Consider the following 18,167-nt stretch of genomic DNA (forward strand, 5'->3'; position numbering starts at 1 on the left):
CACACCTATGGCCCATTCCCTCAGCACGCACGAGATCGCCCGCATCGTCGGCAGCCAGTCGTTCTCGCGCGGTGAACGATACGCCCGCAACGGACACGTCACCGAACAGTCCTGGGCCGCGTCGGGAACACACCTCACCGGTCGCGTCAGCGGCACCAGCCCGCAGCCATACACCGTGCTCGTGTCTTTCACGCTGAATGCCGCCGGCCAGGCCGTTCGAGCCAGCGGTACCTGCACCTGCCCGATGGGGAGCAACTGCAAGCACGTCGCCGCTCTGCTTCTGGCCAGCCGCAGCACGCCCGCCGAGCTGAACGCCGAGCGCACCGCCTCCAACGTGCGGGCCATCGGCGACCGCCGCACCCCCGTCTTCGAATCGACCTTCGTGCCGGCCGCCTACCAGCCACCCGCCCCGGCCCCCGTTGTTCCCATTCGCCCGCCGGTCCCCGCCTGGCGCGCCGCCCTGGCTCCTTTGGCCAAGCCGACCGGCGAGGCCTCCATCAGCACGGCCCTCGCGCTGCAATTCGACCTGCTCGACCCCGCTTACAGTCCCAACCGGCGCCCTGGACCCCGTCGCCTCGGCGCCCGCCCCATGGTCATGGGCAAGAAGGGCAAGTGGATTCGGGGCAACCTCACCTGGGACAACCTGTCTTGGACCCCGGGTACCTACAACCGCGGTCACCGCAAGATTCTTAACGCCCTCTACGCCCTCTCGGCCACCGGTCAGCGCTATTACAGCTACACCGACCACTGGCTCTACCTCGACAACTTCGAGAACAAGGCCCTCTGGGACCTTCTGCACGAAGCCCGGTTGAGCGGTCTGCCCATGGTCTGCGCGACGGATGCCCAGAATCCCGTTCTGCTCTCCCCGACGCCGGCGGCGCTCGAGATCGACATTCGCCGCGACGACGAGGGGCTGCTGTTGACCCCACTGCTCGTACTGAACGAGCAACTGCATCGCGGTGCCGAATTCGGATTTATCGGGGACCCTGCGCACGGTGCGTACACCTTCATGAGCCCGGCCGACCCGCTCGCGACCGGCAAGCAGCTCACGCTCGCCCCGTTGAATGCGCAGGTCAGCTCCGAGATTCGGGCCCTCGCGGTCACCGGCGGCTTCGACATCCCGGCCGACGATGAGGCCGCGTTCCTCACCGACTACTACCCATTTCTCCAGCAAAAACTGAGCCTGACCAGCCACGACGCCTCATTTGAGCTGCCCAAGACAGCCCGTCCGCAGCTCGCACTCACCATCACCCACCAAACGGATGCCCGCATCACCCTCGCCTGGGAGTGGCAGTACGTCGCGCCCACCGACACAGCCAAGCCCGCCGCGGCAACCACTGCTGCGACCGGCGGCTTGGGCGGAGCTACTGCGACCGGCCCGGCGGAGGCATCCTCTTTTGTTGCCGCTGCCGACCACGCCGACACCACGACTGCCGCGGTCGCCATTGAAGCCGTGCTGTACCGCCACCCCCTGCGCCCCACGCCGGGCGACACCCGCTTTCGCGATGCGACCCGCGAGAGCGACATCCTGCATGAGGTCGAACGCACGATTGCGTCGTTCGTCGCCCTCTGGCAGCCCGCCACCCCGATCAGCCAGGCGCGATTGCTCGAGCACTCCGAGCTGCGCGGTGCCGTCATGATCAGCTTTCTCGGTGAGACCGTGCCGAAGCTCGAAGCGGCCGGCATCGTCGTGCAGGTCTCGGCCGACGCCCCGAGCTACCGCGAAGCCGACGAAGCGCCCGTGATCAGCCTCGCCACCTCCGAAAGTACCGATACCCGTGACTGGTTCGACCTCGCCGTCACCGTGACGATCGAGGGCGAAGACATTCCCTTCGACGACCTCTTTCGCGCGCTGGCCACCGACCAGGACCTGATGATCCTCGACAGCGGCACCTATTTCAGCCTCGACCGGCCCGAGCTGCAGCAGCTCCGACGCCTGATTGAAGAGGCGCGCGGTCTGCAAGAGAGCAACGCCGGTACGCTCGGCCTCAGCCGTTTTCAGGCCGACCTCTGGGACGAACTACAGCTGCTCGGTGTCGTCGCCGAACAGGCCGCCACCTGGCGCAGCGCTGTCGAGGGATTGTCTGAGGCCGCACCGATCGCCGAACGTCCGCTTCCGCCGGCCGTGCACGCCACCCTGCGCGCCTACCAGCAGACCGGGTTCGACTGGCTCAGTTTTCTCTACGACCACCAGCTCGGCGGCGTGCTCGCCGACGACATGGGGCTCGGAAAGACCTTGCAGGCCATCGCCCTCATCGCCCACGCTCGCGACACGCAGCGCGCCTCGGAAGGCACCGCCCGCAAGCCGTTCCTCGTCGTCGCCCCGACAAGCGTCGTGTCGAACTGGGCCGCCGAGTGCGCCAGATTCGCGCCCGACCTCGCCACGGTCGCCATCACGCAGACCGCTGGTAAGCGCGGCTCCAGCCTGCAAGACGAAATGGGCCAAGCGGATGTCGTGATCACCTCCTACACGCTCTTTCGCCTCGATTTCGAGGAGTACAACGCCCAAGACTGGGCCGGCCTGCTGCTCGACGAAGCCCAGTTCGTGAAGAACCACCAGAGCAAGGCGCACGTCTGCGCGCGCCGCCTGCGCACCCCGTTCAAGCTGGCCATCACCGGCACCCCGATGGAAAACAACCTGATGGAACTGTGGTCGCTGCTTTCCATCACCGCGCCCGGCCTGTTCCCGAGCCCCAGCCGCTTCGCCGACTACTACCGCAAACCCATTGAAACGGATGCCGACGCCGACCGGCTTGCGCAGCTGCGCCGCCGCATCCGCCCATTCATGCTGCGGCGCACCAAGGCCGAGGTAGCCAGCGATCTGCCCGAGAAGCAGGAACAGGTGCTCGAACTCGACCTGCACCCGCGGCACCGCAAGGTCTACGACATGCACCTCGCCCGCGAGCGCCAAAAGGTACTCGGCCTGATCGAGGACATGAACGCGAACCGGTTCGAGATCTTTCGCTCGCTCACCATGCTGCGCCAGCTCAGCCTCGACGCAAGCCTGTACGACGCGAAGTATGACGCGATCCCGTCGACCAAACTCGATGCCCTTCTCGAACTGCTGGAGGATACCGTCGCTGAGGGCCACCGCACGCTCATCTTCAGCCAGTTCACCCAATACCTCGGCAAGGCGCGCGACCGACTCGACGCCGCTGGCATCAGCTACTCCTATCTCGACGGCAAGACCCGCAACCGGGCCAAGGCCATCAGCGACTTCAAAGAGGGCACCAGCTCGGTCTTCCTGATCAGCCTCAAGGCCGGCGGATTCGGCCTCAACCTCACCGAGGCCGACTACGTTATTCTGCTCGACCCGTGGTGGAACCCGGCGACCGAGGCCCAGGCCGTCGACCGAGTGCACCGCATCGGCCAGACCAAGAACGTCATGGTCTACCGCCTCGTCTCCAAAGACACCATCGAGGAGAAGGTCATGGCCCTCAAAGCCACCAAGGCCCGCCTGTTCGAGAGTGTCATGACCGACGGCGCCCCAGCCGGCACCGCCCTGACGGCCGCCGACATCCGCGAGCTCCTGGCCTGACTCGCCCTGCCCGCCTTCCCGGCGCACCTATATGGACGGGGCCCGGGCCTGGGCCCTGGGCCCAGTTTATAAACTGGGCCCAGGGCCGCAAGGTGGGCCGGCAACCGCCGAACGCCCCGCTGGCGTATACAGGCTGAGCAGCCAGAGCTGACACCCAGCGTTCACCCAGCACCCCTAGACTGCACGCGACGGCCCCACCTCGCACCCTGCAGAAACGGTCCTATGTCCAACATCTTCGATCGGATCGACGCCCGACTCGCGACGACGCTCACCCCGAGCCGCCGCCTGATGCTGCAGCGGCCGCGCACCCTCGTGCTCGGTTTTCTCGGTCTCCACACGGTGTTCCTGTTCGCGCTGCTGCCGACCATCCTCACCGGCGGGGTTCTGGGAGACCTGCCGCTGTACCGTACCTGGGCTGAACTCGGCCTGGAGCACGGCGTGTGGCAGGGTATCGACACCGAGTGGGTGTACCCGATCGGCGCCATGCTGCCGATCGCCTTGGCGGGCATCGCCGGCCCCCTGCTCTACCAACTGCTCTGGTTTCTGATGACGGCCGCGTTGAACGCCATCGCGGTCGGGGCGCTCACCGACTGGGGTCGGCGCCGTAGCGGCTTCAAATCGGCCTGGTACTGGCTGTTCGCGTCGTTTCTGCTGAGTCCGGTGGGATTGCTGCGGCTGGAAGGAATCACGGCGCCACTGGTCATCGTCTCTCTCCTGCTGCTCGCGAAACGGCCGGTTGTCGCCGCAGCCGTGCTGACCCTCGCCACCTGGATCAAGGTCTGGCCGGCCGCCGTCGTGCTCGCGGTGGTCACCGTCTCGCCCCGCCGTCGCACGGTGGTGCTCACCGGCGCGGCCGTGTCGGCGGGGGTGGCGACATCCGTTTGGCTTCTGGGTGGCTGGCAATTTCTCACCGGATTCGTCACTGAACAGTCCGACCGTGCCCTGCAACTGGAAGCGCCCATCACGACTCCGTGGGTGTGGCTGGCCACACTTGGCCACCACGGCACGGTCATCTACGAGAATTTCGCCATCGCCACCCGCGAGGTGAGTGGTCCAGGCACCACCCTCGTCGCCTCACTGATGACGCCGGTCATGTTCGGTACCATCGCGGCGATCTTCGTACTGATGCTCATTGCTCAGCACCGCCGAGCGGATGCCGCCCAGCTGTTGCTGGTCGGCGCCCTTGCCCTGGTCAGCGCCTTCATCGTCTTCAACAAGGTGGGGTCACCGCAGTACATGCTGTGGCTGGTGCCGGTGGTTGCGGTGGGTGTGGGCACAAGCTGGGCCGAGTGGCGGGTGCCCGCCGTGCTGATGCTGGCTATCTCGGGACTGACAACACTGATCTTCCCGATCTTCTACCTGCCGCTCATCGACGGCGACCTGTTCTCACTGCTGCTGCTCACCGCGCGCAACGCTCTACTGGTCGTCCTGTTCGGCTGGTCGGTCAAGCATCTGGCGCGACTGGCCTGGGCTGCGCCGGGTCGAGAGATCTTGACCCGTCGCACACTCCCAGTCGGCCAAGGCAGAATAGACGGGTGACCACGACGACGACCTTCGCCCTCATCCGCCACGGCCAGACCGATTGGAACGCCGCCGCGCGAATCCAGGGCGCCACCGACATTCCGCTCAACGACGTGGGGCGCGGCCAGGCAGCGGATGCCGTCGCCCCCCTGAAACGCTATGACTGGGACTTCATCGTCTCGTCGCCGTTGTCACGTGCGGCCGAAACCGCCGACCTCATCGGCGAACAACTCGGACTCGACGAGGCCCGGCGCATTCCGGGTCTGATCGAGCGCAACTACGGGCCAGCCGAGGGGCTCAGCGCCGGCTCTGAACTCGACGCGCTGCGTTTCCCCGGCGGATTCCACGGCGCCGAGACCGAGGAAGCTGTCGCTGCTCGGGGTATCGACGCCCTGCGCGAGCTGGCCAGCGAGCACCCTGGAGCCCGCATCATCGTCGTCGCGCACGGCACGCTCATTCGTTTGAGCCTCGCGCAGGCTCTCGATGCGCGCATCGAGAGCATCAGCAACGCCTCGCTCAACCTCGTGCACCATCACCACGCGCACGGCGACGACACTATCGTCTGGCAGCTCGACGTGTTGAACGGTGAGCCGCTCGTGCACGCCTGACCTGGTCAATCCCCTAGCGGCCGGTCGACACCGTTACGGTGAACTTGGTGTTGCGGCCAACCTGGCGGGTCGAACCGACGATGCGGGTGAGCATCGGGCGGTAACCGAGGTGCGTGTTCCACACTGTCCACAGCTCGCCGCCGGGCGCGAGCACCCGGGCCGCGTCGTTGAACAGCTTCTCGGCGAGGCCGGCATGCACCGACGCTCCAATATGAAACGGCGGGTTGAGCAGAATCAGGTCGGCGGAGTCATCGGCTTGGCCGGACAGGCCGTCGGCGCGCACCACGGTGACCCGATCGGCCAGCGCGTTGGCATCGACGGTTGCGCGAGCGGATGCGACGGCCACGGCCGACTGATCCGTCGCCAGCACTCGCAACAGCGGTCGCTGCGCGGCCAGTGCCGCGGCGAGCACACCGGTACCGCAGCCGAGGTCGATGGCACGTTCGGCGTCGGGCTTCATGCGGTCGAGCACCTCGAGCAGCGCCCGGGTGCCGATGTCGATGCTGGTTCCGGCAAAAACGCCGCCGTGGCCTCGTACGGTCAGGTCGAAGTCGTCGTGCTTCTCACTGTGCGGCCAGTCGGTCGTTGACGTGGCCAGGGGCGACGAAGCAATCAGCACGCGGGACTTCTGGCGGGCCGGGCGCACGTTGAGGGCGCCGAAGTGGCGGCGCAGCACCTCGTTCATGCTCACGGTCATGTGCTTGATGCGGCCGCCGGCGAAGACGATCACATCGGGCGCGGCGTACTTCGCGATGGCGCCGGCGATCTCGTCCAGCTCATCGAGGCTTTTTGGCAGCTGCAGCAGCACGACGTGGGCGTCCTTCAGCAGTTCTTCGCCGAGCGGAAGGGAGCGGTAGGCATCCGTCAGGTTGACGCCGGAGGCGTTGCTGTCGAGCGCGTATTCGCCCGAGAGCGCGTCCTGGTAGACGCGAATACCGCGCGCGTTGTGCAGCGCTGCGGCACCGAGGGTGAGGGCGCCGTAGCGGTCCTCGAGCACGACGACTCCGCCGGAACGGTATGCGGCGAGCGCGCCGGCAGCTTCATCGAGAATGAGCCGGTCGCTGGCATCGACGGCGAAGAGGTTCTCGGCCTCGATGTCAGGCCTGCGGCGCAGTCGGTCGAAATCGAATTCGTTCACGTTGTCTACTGTGCCTTTCAACGGCGTAAACGTGTTGGCGTTCCGCGGCGCGGACTGGTCGTGCGTGCCCGATTCGGACATGGTTCCCCCTAAAAGTGGTGCTGGTGCAACCAGTTCGTGCTGTGAAACAAAAACGTGGAGCTGACTATGGTCTGGGCTGCCGCCAGATGACAATCTGGTTGCTGCGCCTGGTGCGAGTGCCCGCCTTCATTGAAATGACGTCGCCGGCCGAGCCAGCCGCGAAAACGCGGCGGCCCGGACGGTTCAGTAGTTCATCGGCGAGCGTCGATTCCAACTCGCGCACACGGTTTTCGAGACCGCGCACGTGATCCTCGAGTTCGAGGATACGACGGATGCCTTCCAAACTCACGCCCTCCGAGCCCAGTTCCGCAATTTCACGGAGCTTTGCCACGTCGAGCATCGAGTACCGTCGGCTCTTGCCGGGGGTGCGTTCCGGGCTGACGAGGCCCAGGCGATCGTATTGGCGCAGGGTTTGCGGGTGCATTCCCGCAAGCTCAGCGGCCGTGGAAATCACGAAAACCCGGGTGGTCTCGTCCATGATCAGCCCTTCGCCCGCGCGATCAATTCATCGCGCGGGTTTTCCTTGGGCAGCGCTTCGGCGAACGCGGCAAGTTTCTCTTCCGCATCCTTCGAGAGGTGCGAGGGAACCGCGACCTGCACAACAGCAAGCAAGTCGCCCGTGCCCTTGGCAGTGGTGACGCCGCGGCCCTTGACCCGCAGCACGCGGCCACCGGGAGTGCCAGGGGCAACGCGCAGCTTGACCGGGCTGCCACCGAGCGTTGGCACCTCGATCGTCGCGCCGAGGCTGGCCTCGACGAAAGTCACCGGCACGGTCACGCGCAAGTTGAGGCCATCACGTTCGAACACCGGATGCTTGCGCACGGTGATCGTGAGCACGATATCGCCGGTCTCGCCGCCATCGGGGCTGGGCTGGCCCTTGCCGCGCAGGCGAATCTTCTGCCCGTCGGCGACACCGGCCGGAACCTTAACCTTGATCGGTCGACCATCCTGCGTTTGCAGGCTGATCTGGTCGCCCTGCGTCGCCGTGATGAAGTCGATGGTCGTCGAAGCGATCACGTCTCGACCGCGGGTGGGCGCGCCCGACCCGCGGTAGCCGCCGGTGGGGTTGCCGAAGCCGCCCCCACCGCCACCACCGCGCCCGAACATACCCCCGAGGATATCGTCGAAGCCGCCCTGCTCGAAGGTGTAGCTCTGCTGACGGCTTCCGCCGCCGAACATGCCGCCGAAGGCGTCCTCGAACCCGCCGCTCTGGGCCCGGCCGCCGGGCGCGGCGAACCGCGCCCCGCTGCCCATGGCCCGAACGGCGTCATATTCCTTGCGCTGGGCTGGGTCATTCAATACCGAGTGCGCCTCGCTGAGCTCCTTGAACTTCGCCTCAGCGGTGGGGTTCCCCGGGTTGGAATCCGGGTGGTACTTGCGAGCCAGCTTGCGGTACGCCTTCTTCAACTCGGCCGGCGTGACATCTTTCGATACCCCGAGAACCTTGTAGAAGTCTTTGTCGAACCAGTCCTGGCTAGCCATCGCTCGGTACCTGAACGACGACCTTGGCCGCGCGCAGCAGCGTGGAGCCGAGGTAGTACCCCGTCTCCGCGACGTCGCCCACGGTTTCGGTGTCGACGGCGGCACTGGGCTGCTGGAAGATCGCCTCGTGCATGGTCGGGTCGAACGGTTCGCCGACCGTACCAAACGAGGTCAGTCCGAGACGCTCAACGCTCGCCCGCAGCTTGGCCGCGATCGTGGCGAAGGCGGAGTCGGGCACGAGATCGCCGTGCTTTTCAGCACGGTAGATGTCGTCGAGTACTGGAATCAGCACCTTGACGATATCCCCGGTCACGCGCTCTTTCTCGATGGCACGGTTGGCTTCGGTGCGCCGACGGTAGTTGGCGTACTCGGCCGTGACGCGCTTGAGGTCGGCGAGGTGTTCGCTCGTCGGCTCAGAAACTTCGCGCTCCGCCGCGTCCAGAATGTCCTGAACGGTCAGTTCGTCTTCTTCGATGCCATCGGCCGAAGCCGCCGCATCGCCGTCAGCAGCGGATGCCGATTCCTCCGGCAGTCCCGCACCCGCCGCGGCGGTGCCGTCATCGGGCACCCCCACAGCGTCGTTGTCTGGATGTTTCTTGTCAGCCATAGTTGCGGCCTACTTCTTCTTCTCGTCTTCGTCGTCGTCCACAACCTCGGCGTCGACAACGTCTTCGTCTTTGTTCTCGTCGGCGCCGGTCTCGTCGGTGCCGGCTTCGTCAGAGCCGGCTGCGGCATCCGCTTGGCTGGACTTGTAGATGGCCTCGCCGAGCTTGCCCTGGCTTTCGTTGAGCTTGTCGAACGCGGTCTTCACCGCGTCCTCGTCGTCGCCGGCGAGAGCAGACTTGAGGGCGTCGACGTCAGCCTGCACCTCATTCTTCACGTCTTCGGGCAGCTTGTCGACGTTGTCCTTGATCAGCTTCTCGATCGAGTAGGCGAGCTGCTCGGCCGTGTTGCGGGTCTCGGCGACTTCGCGCAGGCGCTTGTCTTCTGCGGCGTGCTCTTCACCCTCGCGCACCATGCGCTCGATGTCTTCCTTCGCGAGCGAGGAACCGCCCGTGATGGTCATCGACTGCTCGGTACCGGTGCCCTTGTCCTTGGCGGACACGTGCACGATGCCGTTGGCGTCAATGTCGAAGGTGACCTCGACCTGCGGAATACCGCGCGGCGCCGGAGCGATGCCGGTGAGCTCGAAGGTTCCGAGGTTCTTGTTGTCGCGGGTGAACTCGCGCTCGCCCTGGAACACCTGAATCGCAACGGACGGCTGGTTGTCGTCGGCCGTGGTGAAGGTTTCGCTGCGCTTGGTCGGGATGGCCGTGTTGCGCTCGATCAGGCGCGTCATGATGCCGCCCTTGGTCTCGATGCCGAGGCTCAGCGGGGTGACGTCGATGAGCAGAACGTCCTTACGCTCGCCCTTCAGCACGCCGGCCTGGAGCGCGGCGCCGACAGCGACGACCTCGTCCGGGTTGACGCCCTTGTTCGGGTCCTTGCCGCCGGTCTCGCTCTTGACGAGCTCATACACGGCGGGCATGCGGGTAGAACCACCGACGAGAACCACGTGGGCGATGTCGCCGACCTTGACGCCGGCCTCACGGATGACGTCCTGGAAGGGCTTCTTGGTGCGGTCGAGCAGGTCTTCGGTCATCTTCTCGAACTGGGCGCGGGTGAGCGTCTCGTCGAGGTTGGCCGGACCATTTTCGGTCAGCGACAGGTAGGGCAGCTGGATGCTCGTCGACATGCTCGAAGAGAGTTCCTTCTTGGCCTGCTCGGCAGCTTCCTTGAGGCGCTGCTTGGCGATCTTGTCCTTCGACACGTCAACGCCGGTGGTCTCCTTGAAACGCTTGATCAGGTGATCAACGATGCGCTGGTCCCAGTCGTCGCCGCCCAGGCGGTTGTCACCAGCGGTCGAGCGCACCTGAATCGTCGAGAAGTCGTCGTCCTTGCCCACCTCGAGCAGCGACACGTCGAACGTTCCGCCTCCGAGGTCGAAGACCAGGATGAGCTCGTCTTCCTTGCCCTTGTCGAGGCCGTAAGCCAGCGCGGCGGCGGTGGGCTCGTTGATGATGCGCAGCACGTTGAGTCCGGCGATCTCGCCGGCCTCCTTGGTGGCCTGACGCTCGGCGTCGTTGAAGTACGCGGGCACGGTCACGACGGCGTCGGTGACCTTCTCGCCCAGGTACTGCTCGGCGTCACGCTTGAGCTTGGCGAGAATACGCGCCGAAATCTCCTGCGGGGTGTACTTCTTGTCGTCGATGCCGACGGTCCAGCCGGTTCCCATGTGGCGCTTGACGCTGGAGATGGTGCGGTCGACGTTGGTGACGTTCTGGCGCTTGGCGGTTTCTCCGACGAGAACCTCGCCGTCCTTGGTGAACGCGACCACCGAGGGGGTGGTGCGCAAGCCTTCAGCGTTGGCGATGACGGTGGGTTCTCCACCTTCGAGCACGGCCACCACAGAGTTGGTGGTTCCGAGGTCAATACCTACTGCACGAGCCATGTGGGTTGTTCTCCTTCAATCATGTGCGAAACGAACTACAAAGTAATCTCAAGACTTGAGCCTCGATGACTCAAGTCTCCCAGACCGGCTTGGCCACTGTCAATTCTGGCGGCTGAAAGTTGAGTGTGAGTGACTCAACTTTAGAAGAGCGGATGCTGCCGCCTCAGCAGCGAGACTGCCAAACCCACCTGTTTACCCCGGGGCAGTAGATTGTGCACGTGACCGAGACTGTCGCCGTAGACGCTGGTGCCGCTCCAACGCGCGGGCGGGTGGTGGCCTGGGCGTTCTGGGACTGGGGCTCGGCAGCGTTCAACGCCGTCGTCACGACCTTCGTCTTTACGGTCTACATAACAGGCTCATCCTTCGGCGACGAAGACGTCATCTCGGCCCAGCTCGGTTGGGCGCTGGCGATTGCCGGCCTCGTGATCGCCGCGCTGGCCCCAATCACCGGTCAACGCTCCGATACCTCCGGCCGCCGCAAGTTCTGGCTCGGCGTCAACACCTTCATCGTCGTTGCACTGACCATAGCCATGTTCTTCGTGCAGGCGAGCCCGAGCTACCTCGTATTGGGCCTGTTCCTGGTCGCCGCAGGCAACGTCTTCTTCGAATTCGCCGCGGTCAACTACAACGCCATGCTCGCCCAGGTATCAACGCCGCGCACGATCGGCAAGGTGAGCGGGTTCGGCTGGGGCATGGGCTACCTCGGCGGCATCGTGCTGCTGCTCATCGTTTACTTCGGCTTTATTCAGCCCGAGGTTGGCCTGTTCGGAGTGACGGGCGACAACGGCTTGGCTGTGCGTGTGTCCATGTTGCTCGCGGCCGCCTGGTTCGGCCTGTCCGCGCTCCCCGTGCTGTTGCGGGTGCCGGAGTACCGGGCGCCTCAGGCTGCACGCCGCGAAAGAGTCAGCTTCTTTCGAAGTTATATTGTGCTCGGCCACGACATTGCCCGGTTGTGGAAGACCAGCCGCCAGACGGTGTACTTCCTCATCGCGAGCGCGGTGTTCCGCGACGGCCTGGCCGGCGTCTTCACCTTTGGAGGAGTACTCGCGGCATCCGTTTTCGGATTCTCCCCCGGCGAGGTCATCATCTTCGCCATCGCGGCGAACGTGGTGGCCGGTATTGCCACCATGAGCGTCGGCGCGCTCGACGACCGCCTCGGTGCGAAGCCCGTGATCGTGACCGCTCTGGTCGGGCTGCTGGTGAGCGGGCTCCTGGTGTTCTTTCTGCACGACGGTGGGCAGATCGTGTTCTGGACCGCAGGGCTGGCACTGTGCTTGTTCGTCGGTCCGGCCCAGTCGGCCAGCCGCACCTTTCTCGCCCGACTCATCCCGGTGGGCCGCGAGGGCGAGGTCTTCGGGCTCTATGCCACGACTGGTCGGGCCGTGAGCTTTCTCGCCCCGGCTGCCTTCGCGCTGGCGGTGACCATCTTCGGCGAGACCTACTGGGGCATTCTCGGCATCATGCTCGTGCTGCTGCTCGGACTGCTGCTGCTCATTCCCGTCTCAGCCAAACAGCAGCAGATTCGGTAGCTGGGCGCCAACAGGCGTTTGCCTGAGCATCCGCTGAAATGAGGCTGTTCCCTCGCTTGGAGGCCAGAAGCCGGTCAGACTGAAGCGCATGACACTTACCCAGCTACAGAAGGCCGAACTCTTGCTCTCGCTGCACGTGCCCGGCGAGCCACTCATCGTGACCAACGTGTGGGATGCCATCACCGCCAAGATCGTGGCCGACGCCCCCGGCGTCAAGGCCCTCGCCACCGCGAGCCACTCCATCTCGAATGTGCGCGGCCTGCCAGACGGCGAAGGCCTCTCGCTCGATGAAGCCATCATTGCCGCCACGATCATCGCCAGCGCGGTGGATCTGCCGGTCTCGGCCGACTTCGAAAAGGGGTATGCACCGGATGCCGCGGGCGTGACCCGCAACGTGCGTCGCCTCATCGAGGAATCCGGCATCGTCGGCATCAATATCGAGGACTCAGTCGGCGCCCCGAAAGCGCCCCAGTTCGACATCGAGACCGCCGCCGCCCGCGTGGCCGCAACTCGCGCCGGCGCCGACCAGAGCGGCATTCCGCTCGTCATCAACGCCCGCGTCGACACTCTGGCCGGCGGCGGCGACTGGGACGAAGCCGTCGCCCGCGCCAACGCCTACCTCGGAGCCGGCGCTGACGTCATCTTCTTCCTCGGCCTGACCGACGAGGATAAGGTGGCCCGCGCGATCGAGCAGGTCAACGGCAAGATCTCGGTGATCGGCGCCCCCGGACTCGTGCCGCTGAAGCGCCTCGCCGAGCTCGGCATCAGCCGAGTCAGCTTCGGCCCCGGCACTCTAGGACTAACCCTCGCGGCCCTGCAGGCCGCGGCCACGAACCTCACCGCACTGGGTGAGTACCCCGCCGACCTCGGGTTCAAGTTCGCCCTGTAAGCCGCCCGCGCATCGAGGCCATCAGCATCCGCTTCTCTCACGCTTCTAGCGGATGCGGGTGGCCTCGTTGTGCTCGATCAGTTGCCAGGTCGCGCCCTCGTCGGCGGAGACCCAGCCCTCCCACTTGTAGCTGTTCGGGGTAATGGCGGTGAAGTTCCAGCGGATCGGGCGGCCGTCGGTTCGGGTGCCCTCTTGCCGCACGCCGTGGCGGTACGGGGTGGCTATGAGCTGGCAGTACTCGCCGAGAGCCGGCGCGAAGTAGCTCACGCGCCAGGCGCCGGCCAGGGAATCGTAGACGCGCACGGTGGTGGCGACGGTTTCAAACCCAGACGGATGCGTCGTGCTCGCGACCACCTCGATGTCCTGCACGGCGCGGCCGTCGAGAATGAACTCGACCATCCACACAAAGTCGCGTTCAATCCACTCGCCGGTGGCCTCGTCGAGGCGGGTGCCCTTGGCTGCCCAGGAGCCGACCATCTGGCCGAAGCGATGCATGCGCCCGGGGTATTCCGGGGTTGGGCCGGCAGCGATGAGCGCCTCGTCGAATCGGGTGGGCATGGAGGTCATACCCAGATTTTACCCGAACCGAGGTTACGTTCGATGTATTACGTTTGCGGGGCTCGCGGGCATCCGCTTACCCCCAAATGGGCGCGTCAGCGGGAGATGACGGTGCGGTGAAAGTTTTGGAACGATCTCGACGCCGTCGGGCCACGCTGGCCCTGGTAGCGGGAGCCGTATTCGCTCGAGCCGTACGGCTTCTCGGCTGGGGAGCTGAGCTGAAAGAAGCACAGCTGGCCGATCTTCATTCCGGGCCAGAGCTTGATCGGCAGGGTCGCGACATTGCTGAGCTCGAGCGTGACGTGGCCGGAGAAGCCGGGGTCGATGAACCCGGCCGTGGAGTGCGTCAGGAGGCCGAGGCGGCCGAGTGAGCTCTTACCCTCGAGCCGAGCAGCAACGTTGTCGGGCAAAGTGACCTGCTCGTAGGTGGCGCCGAGCACGAACTCGCCCGGGTGCAGAATGAACGGCTCGTCGGGCTTGGTCTCGATGAGGTGGGTCAGCTCTGGCTGGTCTTCGGCCGGATCGATGTAGGCGTACTTGTGGTTGTCGAACAGCCGAAACAGGCGGTCGAGGCGCACATCGATGCTCGAGGGTTGGATCATCGCCGGGTCGAGCGGCTCCAAACCGATTCGTCCAGCATTGAGTTCGGCCTTGATATCGCGATCGGAGAGCAGCACGGTGCCAGCCTAGCGGCGCGGGGTTGATATGCTGGCACGGTTCCGATTGTTGTTCATCCACGGTCGGGCGCGCGGATGTAGTTCAATGGTAGAACTTCAGCTTCCCAAGCTGATAGCGCGGGTTCGATTCCCGTCATCCGCTCCCTGCAAGCCCGGTCGCGTTCTCACTGGACAACTTCGCGCGGTGTTGCCGGTCTCCGACCCCACACAGTTGTCTAGTCAGCTCATTTCTCCCGGCACCGGCACCGGCACCGGCACCGGCAAAGCGTCCATGGCCTCAATCCCCGCGCCGATCTGGGCGCCGTCGGTCGCGTCGATCAGGGGCGCCTGCCAGCCGCCGAAAGCGAAGCCACCGGCGGTGTCTTCGTCGGGGCCACCGGGAGCCTGCGCGACTCCGTCGAGCGTGGTGAACAGGTCGATGTGGATGCGGCCGGCCATGACGGTCTCCTTGCAACGGAACGTGCCGACATACTGGCCGTCCACGATCGCGCTGTCAGGGAGCCAGAGCGAGCCGGGTCACCGTGCTCGCCCGAAAACCACAAGCGGGGCAGGGGCGTTCGAGCACCCAGGTTCAGTCAGACGTGTCAGGAACAATAGGCATGGCTTCATGTTAGCGACCAAGCGGCGTGGCGCTCCGGGCGAACTGTCATGGTGCGCCCGATACCGTGGAGACAGGATAGGGAGACAGATGACGGTACTCATTGCTGGATGCGGCGACCTCGGCACCGAGGTGGGCCTGCGGTTCGCCCAACTGGGGCACCGGGTGGTGGGACTGCGGCGCAACGCAAGCGTACTGCCCGCCGAAATTGACGGGCAATCTGTTGACCTCAGCATCACAAAACCCGTTATTCCGGCAGACACCGAGTTCGTCGTCATCGCCATCTCCGCTGGCAGCCCCACCGTCACGGCTTACCGTGCCGCCTACCTCGACGGCCTGCGTAACCTGCTGGATGCGATCGATGACGCGCAGGTCACGCCGCGACGCGTGCTGCTGGTGTCATCGACCGCCGTCTTTGACGTCAACGACGGCAGCCGGGTCGACGAGCAGACCCCCGCCAACCCGAAACCCGGCACCGATTCCATCGTGCTTGACGCCGAGCGGATGCTCCACCAGCGCCTGCCCGCCGCCACGGTACTGCGCCTGGCCGGTATCTACGGCCCCGGCCGGGAACGGCTGATCAAGCAGGTACAAAACGGTGCCGGGCTTTCCGCCCAGTCGCGCCACACCAACCGCATACACCGGGACGATGCGGCCGCCGCGATCGTTCATCTGCTTCTTCGCACTGAGCTCCCGGCTCCGCTCTACCTCGGCGTCGACAACGCGCCGGTACCGGCCAACGAGGTGCTGACCTTTCTCGCGGCCGAGCTCGGCCTGCCCGCGCCAACCGTCAGAGAGTCAAACGAGCCGACTTCGAACCGCGAAAGCCAGCGCGGCGGCGACAAGCTACTCAGCAACCAGCTCTTACGTCAAACCGGGTTTACATTCAGCTATCCATCGTACCGAGAGGGCTACCGAGCGCTTCTCTCCGGGCGAGGCACGCGGCACCGCTAGGCCCGCTCCTGCCGAAATACCTACGTTGTTGGTCCGGCCGGGCCGTCCTCGGAGCCCGATGCGATGATGACTGCCATCGAAGTCAACAGCAACCCGAGCCGAGTCTGGTCTTCCGGCGTCACGTTGCGGGCGGCGTGAGCGAACAGCACTTGAAATTCGTTTTGAAATTTCGCCGCAGTTGCTTGTGCCGCCGGGGTCAGTTCCAGCAGAAGGCTGCGTCGGTCGTGGGGGTGCGGCACGCGGGTGAGCATATCTAGGGCCACGAGATGACTGGAGATCGCAGTTACGGCGCCCGTTGTCATCTCCAGGGACTCAGCGAGCATCTTGGGGGTAATTCTTCCAGCCTCGGCTACCCGGGACAGGGCGCGCAATTCACTGCTGGACACGCCGATCTCGGCCGCGACCTGACTGCGGTTGTGGTCCATAGCGCGGAGGAAAGCGAGAGCCGGTACCGACAGGCACTCCTGGGTGCGTGCCAAGTTGATTGCTTCATCCATGCGTTCCTGACCTCTGGTCGTTACTAATTCCCCGCACTGCAGGTCCGTGTCGTTGCCCGTATCAGGGCTTTCCGTTCCGCCAGTGTATCGGAGCGATCAATTCCTAAAGCTTCTCACAACGTGAATAGTTAAAAGTTTGAGTTACTTGCCGTATATTTGACAATCCGGTGAGTCAGTGGCCCCCACCTGGGGCTCGCAGACCTATGCGCCCATGAGCTCACCACAATGAAATGGATCAGGCGATGCAGAGCTACCGGTTGACGATCAATGATGACTGGTTTTACCTGTCGAACGAGTACAACATCGCAGATTTGAAGGCAACCCTGGCCTCCGCCGTGCATAGCGGCGGTGGCTTCGTGGACATCGTCAGCTCCGTGCAAGCGCAGGTGTCCCTGCTGATCACTGCTTGTTCGGTGGTGAAACTTGAGACCATTGCCGAAGAAGACCTGCCCGACGCCGACTTAGGGTCATCGATCGTCGGACCGACTTATATCGATGAAGACTATTGGCTCGACTGAGCGTTTCACGACGGCACACGCAGAATTCGCTGACCTGCAGCCACTGTTCGGGATTAACGTCAAATCGGCGATTTTGCGCCATTGACGAGAAGCAGGCACCTGAGTACGTTCACGCGAACAGCGCACCTGCATTGCGCCCGCACACCCACTGACAGCACGACTGACTGAAAGGTAGTCTCATGAGTTTCCTTGGATTCCTTCTGCTCGGCCTCATCGCCGGCGCCATCGCGAAGGCAATCCTGCCCGGTCGCCAGGGCGGAGGCTGGTTCATCACCCTGTTACTCGGCGTGGTCGGCGCATTCCTGGGCGGCTGGCTCGGCGGACTCCTGTTCAACGTGAACCTGGGCGATTTCTTCTCCCTGACCACGTGGATTCTCGCCATCGTAGGATCGCTCATTGTTCTTCTCATCTACGGGGCGATCACGAGCCGGCGCAAAGCCTGACCCAGTCCGCCGCCGAAAGGCGGCGCTCCACCCAGTGCGGCGCCCAGTTTTTGGGTGCCGCACTGTTTTGTGCCGACCTTGTTACACGTGTCCACACCCATTTGGGGATATCGGGGCCACAATTAGTACCAATCCGAAGCGGATGGAGCTCCGAACACATAGCAACCACGGGTTAACCCGTGAATCACATAGGAGGCACCTGAAATGCGCACATCACCCAATCGTCTGATCGCAACCATCTTCGGCGCGGTCTACGTTCTCGTCGGACTTCTTGGCTTTGCCGTCACTGGCAGTGTCGGCTTCATCGCCACCCAGGGCGGACTACTCCTCGGCATCTTCGAGGTCAACCCGTTGCACAACGTTGCGCACCTTTTGATCGGTGCCGCCCTACTCATTGCCGGCCTCTCCAACGCCATGGCAGCCAAGGCCACCAACACCACTATCGGTGCCGTCTACCTGCTCCTTGGTATTGTCGGGTTCTTCATCGCGAGCACCTCGTTGAACATCCTGGCGCTTAACACCGCCGACCACTTCCTGCACCTCGCCAGCGCGATCGTGCTTCTGGGTGTCGGCCTCACCGCCGATAAGACGGTTCGCACCCACGCCACGGCCTGACAACCGGCAACACTCCATCCCTTCGCAGCA

The 18,167-nt window shown here is 64.7% G+C and carries 18 protein-coding genes and 1 tRNA gene; 10 read left to right on the plus strand and 9 right to left on the minus strand.

All coding sequences use genetic code 11. The annotated features are described in order from the left end of the window. Positions 1 to 7: 7 nt before the first annotated feature. The 3 genes from BLS91_RS00740 to BLS91_RS00750 all read left to right on the plus strand — a co-directional run bounded on the left by BLS91_RS00740 (position 8) and on the right by BLS91_RS00750 (position 5,667). Positions 8 to 3,538 carry a DEAD/DEAH box helicase gene (locus tag BLS91_RS00740; RefSeq protein WP_134505223.1) on the plus strand — a complete coding sequence of 1,177 codons (3,531 nt, stop codon included), beginning with the start codon at positions 8 to 10 and terminating at the stop codon, positions 3,536 to 3,538. Positions 3,539 to 3,760: 222 nt separating this feature from the next. Beyond that, a complete protein-coding gene (locus BLS91_RS00745; protein WP_092338265.1) occupies positions 3,761 to 5,077 on the plus strand; it encodes a glycosyltransferase 87 family protein in 1,317 nt (438 codons plus the stop codon). Next, positions 5,074 to 5,667 carry a histidine phosphatase family protein gene (locus BLS91_RS00750; protein ID WP_092338267.1) on the plus strand — a complete coding sequence of 198 codons (594 nt, stop codon included), beginning with the start codon at positions 5,074 to 5,076 and terminating at the stop codon, positions 5,665 to 5,667. Before BLS91_RS00745 ends, BLS91_RS00750 begins: the two co-directional genes overlap by 4 nt. Positions 5,668 to 5,680: 13 nt before the next feature. Here BLS91_RS00750 and BLS91_RS00755 read toward each other — a convergent pair whose 3' ends face one another. The 5 genes from BLS91_RS00755 to dnaK all read right to left on the minus strand — a co-directional run bounded on the left by BLS91_RS00755 (position 5,681) and on the right by dnaK (position 10,859). After that, entirely contained in the window at positions 5,681 to 6,805 is a 1,125-nt protein-coding gene (locus tag BLS91_RS00755; protein ID WP_233206203.1) for a class I SAM-dependent methyltransferase, read from the minus strand. A gap of 145 nt (positions 6,806 to 6,950) precedes the next feature. After that, complete coding sequence (locus tag BLS91_RS00760) at positions 6,951 to 7,364, minus strand: heat shock protein transcriptional repressor HspR (RefSeq protein ID WP_092338270.1); 414 nt, start codon at positions 7,362 to 7,364, stop codon at positions 6,951 to 6,953. Positions 7,365 to 7,366: 2 nt separating this feature from the next. Next, a complete protein-coding gene (locus tag BLS91_RS00765; protein WP_092338272.1) occupies positions 7,367 to 8,368 on the minus strand; it encodes a DnaJ C-terminal domain-containing protein in 1,002 nt (333 codons plus the stop codon). Continuing rightward, positions 8,361 to 8,975, minus strand: a complete 615-nt coding sequence (locus BLS91_RS00770; protein ID WP_092338274.1) for a nucleotide exchange factor GrpE — start codon at positions 8,973 to 8,975, stop codon at positions 8,361 to 8,363. The genes BLS91_RS00765 and BLS91_RS00770 overlap by 8 nt, the downstream gene beginning before the upstream one ends. A 9-nt stretch (positions 8,976 to 8,984) precedes the next feature. Next, positions 8,985 to 10,859 (minus strand): molecular chaperone DnaK, encoded by a 1,875-nt coding sequence (gene dnaK, locus BLS91_RS00775; protein ID WP_092338276.1) that lies wholly within the window; start codon positions 10,857 to 10,859, stop codon positions 8,985 to 8,987. Between the two features lie 218 nt (positions 10,860 to 11,077). On the opposite strand from dnaK, the gene BLS91_RS00780 reads away from it, so the two are divergent. Together BLS91_RS00780 and BLS91_RS00785 are read left to right on the plus strand one after the other, a co-directional pair. Beyond that, a complete protein-coding gene (locus tag BLS91_RS00780; protein ID WP_233197271.1) occupies positions 11,078 to 12,388 on the plus strand; it encodes an MFS transporter in 1,311 nt (436 codons plus the stop codon). An 88-nt stretch (positions 12,389 to 12,476) separates the two neighbouring features. Continuing rightward, the gene (locus BLS91_RS00785; RefSeq protein ID WP_092338280.1) at positions 12,477 to 13,277 is read left to right on the plus strand and encodes an isocitrate lyase/PEP mutase family protein; all 801 of its coding nucleotides are present in this window, start codon (positions 12,477 to 12,479) and stop codon (positions 13,275 to 13,277) included. Between the two features lie 45 nt (positions 13,278 to 13,322). Here BLS91_RS00785 and BLS91_RS00790 read toward each other — a convergent pair whose 3' ends face one another. Both BLS91_RS00790 and dcd read right to left on the minus strand, forming a co-directional pair. Then, the gene (locus BLS91_RS00790; RefSeq protein ID WP_092338282.1) at positions 13,323 to 13,844 is read right to left on the minus strand and encodes a hypothetical protein; all 522 of its coding nucleotides are present in this window, start codon (positions 13,842 to 13,844) and stop codon (positions 13,323 to 13,325) included. A gap of 86 nt (positions 13,845 to 13,930) precedes the next feature. Continuing rightward, the gene (gene dcd / locus BLS91_RS00795) at positions 13,931 to 14,512 is read right to left on the minus strand and encodes a dCTP deaminase (RefSeq protein ID WP_092338284.1); all 582 of its coding nucleotides are present in this window, start codon (positions 14,510 to 14,512) and stop codon (positions 13,931 to 13,933) included. A 71-nt stretch (positions 14,513 to 14,583) separates the two neighbouring features. Here dcd and BLS91_RS00800 point away from each other — a divergent pair. Then, positions 14,584 to 14,654, plus strand: a tRNA-Gly gene (locus BLS91_RS00800). A gap of 77 nt (positions 14,655 to 14,731) precedes the next feature. Here the strand turns inward: BLS91_RS00800 and BLS91_RS00805 are convergent. Beyond that, on the minus strand, positions 14,732 to 14,995 hold the full coding sequence (locus tag BLS91_RS00805; RefSeq protein ID WP_420838485.1) for a hypothetical protein: 264 nt from the start codon (positions 14,993 to 14,995) through the stop codon (positions 14,732 to 14,734). Positions 14,996 to 15,200: 205 nt separating this feature from the next. Here BLS91_RS00805 and BLS91_RS00810 point away from each other — a divergent pair, with 205 nt between their 5' ends. After that, positions 15,201 to 16,064 (plus strand): Rossmann-fold NAD(P)-binding domain-containing protein, encoded by an 864-nt coding sequence (locus BLS91_RS00810; RefSeq protein WP_092338286.1) that lies wholly within the window; start codon positions 15,201 to 15,203, stop codon positions 16,062 to 16,064. A gap of 20 nt (positions 16,065 to 16,084) precedes the next feature. Here BLS91_RS00810 and BLS91_RS00815 read toward each other — a convergent pair whose 3' ends face one another. Then, positions 16,085 to 16,489 (minus strand): MarR family winged helix-turn-helix transcriptional regulator, encoded by a 405-nt coding sequence (locus BLS91_RS00815; RefSeq protein ID WP_159433809.1) that lies wholly within the window; start codon positions 16,487 to 16,489, stop codon positions 16,085 to 16,087. Between the two features lie 302 nt (positions 16,490 to 16,791). Between BLS91_RS00815 and BLS91_RS00820 the strand changes: the two genes are divergently transcribed. The 3 genes from BLS91_RS00820 (at position 16,792) to BLS91_RS00830 (ending at position 18,137) form a co-directional block, all read left to right on the plus strand. After that, positions 16,792 to 17,079 carry a hypothetical protein gene (locus BLS91_RS00820; protein ID WP_092338290.1) on the plus strand — a complete coding sequence of 96 codons (288 nt, stop codon included), beginning with the start codon at positions 16,792 to 16,794 and terminating at the stop codon, positions 17,077 to 17,079. A gap of 179 nt (positions 17,080 to 17,258) precedes the next feature. Then, on the plus strand, positions 17,259 to 17,522 hold the full coding sequence (locus BLS91_RS00825; RefSeq protein ID WP_092338292.1) for a GlsB/YeaQ/YmgE family stress response membrane protein: 264 nt from the start codon (positions 17,259 to 17,261) through the stop codon (positions 17,520 to 17,522). Positions 17,523 to 17,726: 204 nt separating this feature from the next. Continuing rightward, positions 17,727 to 18,137, plus strand: coding sequence for a DUF4383 domain-containing protein (locus tag BLS91_RS00830; RefSeq protein WP_092338294.1), 411 nt, complete (start codon positions 17,727 to 17,729; stop codon positions 18,135 to 18,137). Positions 18,138 to 18,167 lie beyond the last annotated feature (30 nt).

Origin of the sequence: Cryobacterium flavum (genome assembly GCF_900103805.1) — a bacterium.
Classification (GTDB): domain Bacteria; phylum Actinomycetota; class Actinomycetes; order Actinomycetales; family Microbacteriaceae; genus Cryobacterium; species Cryobacterium flavum.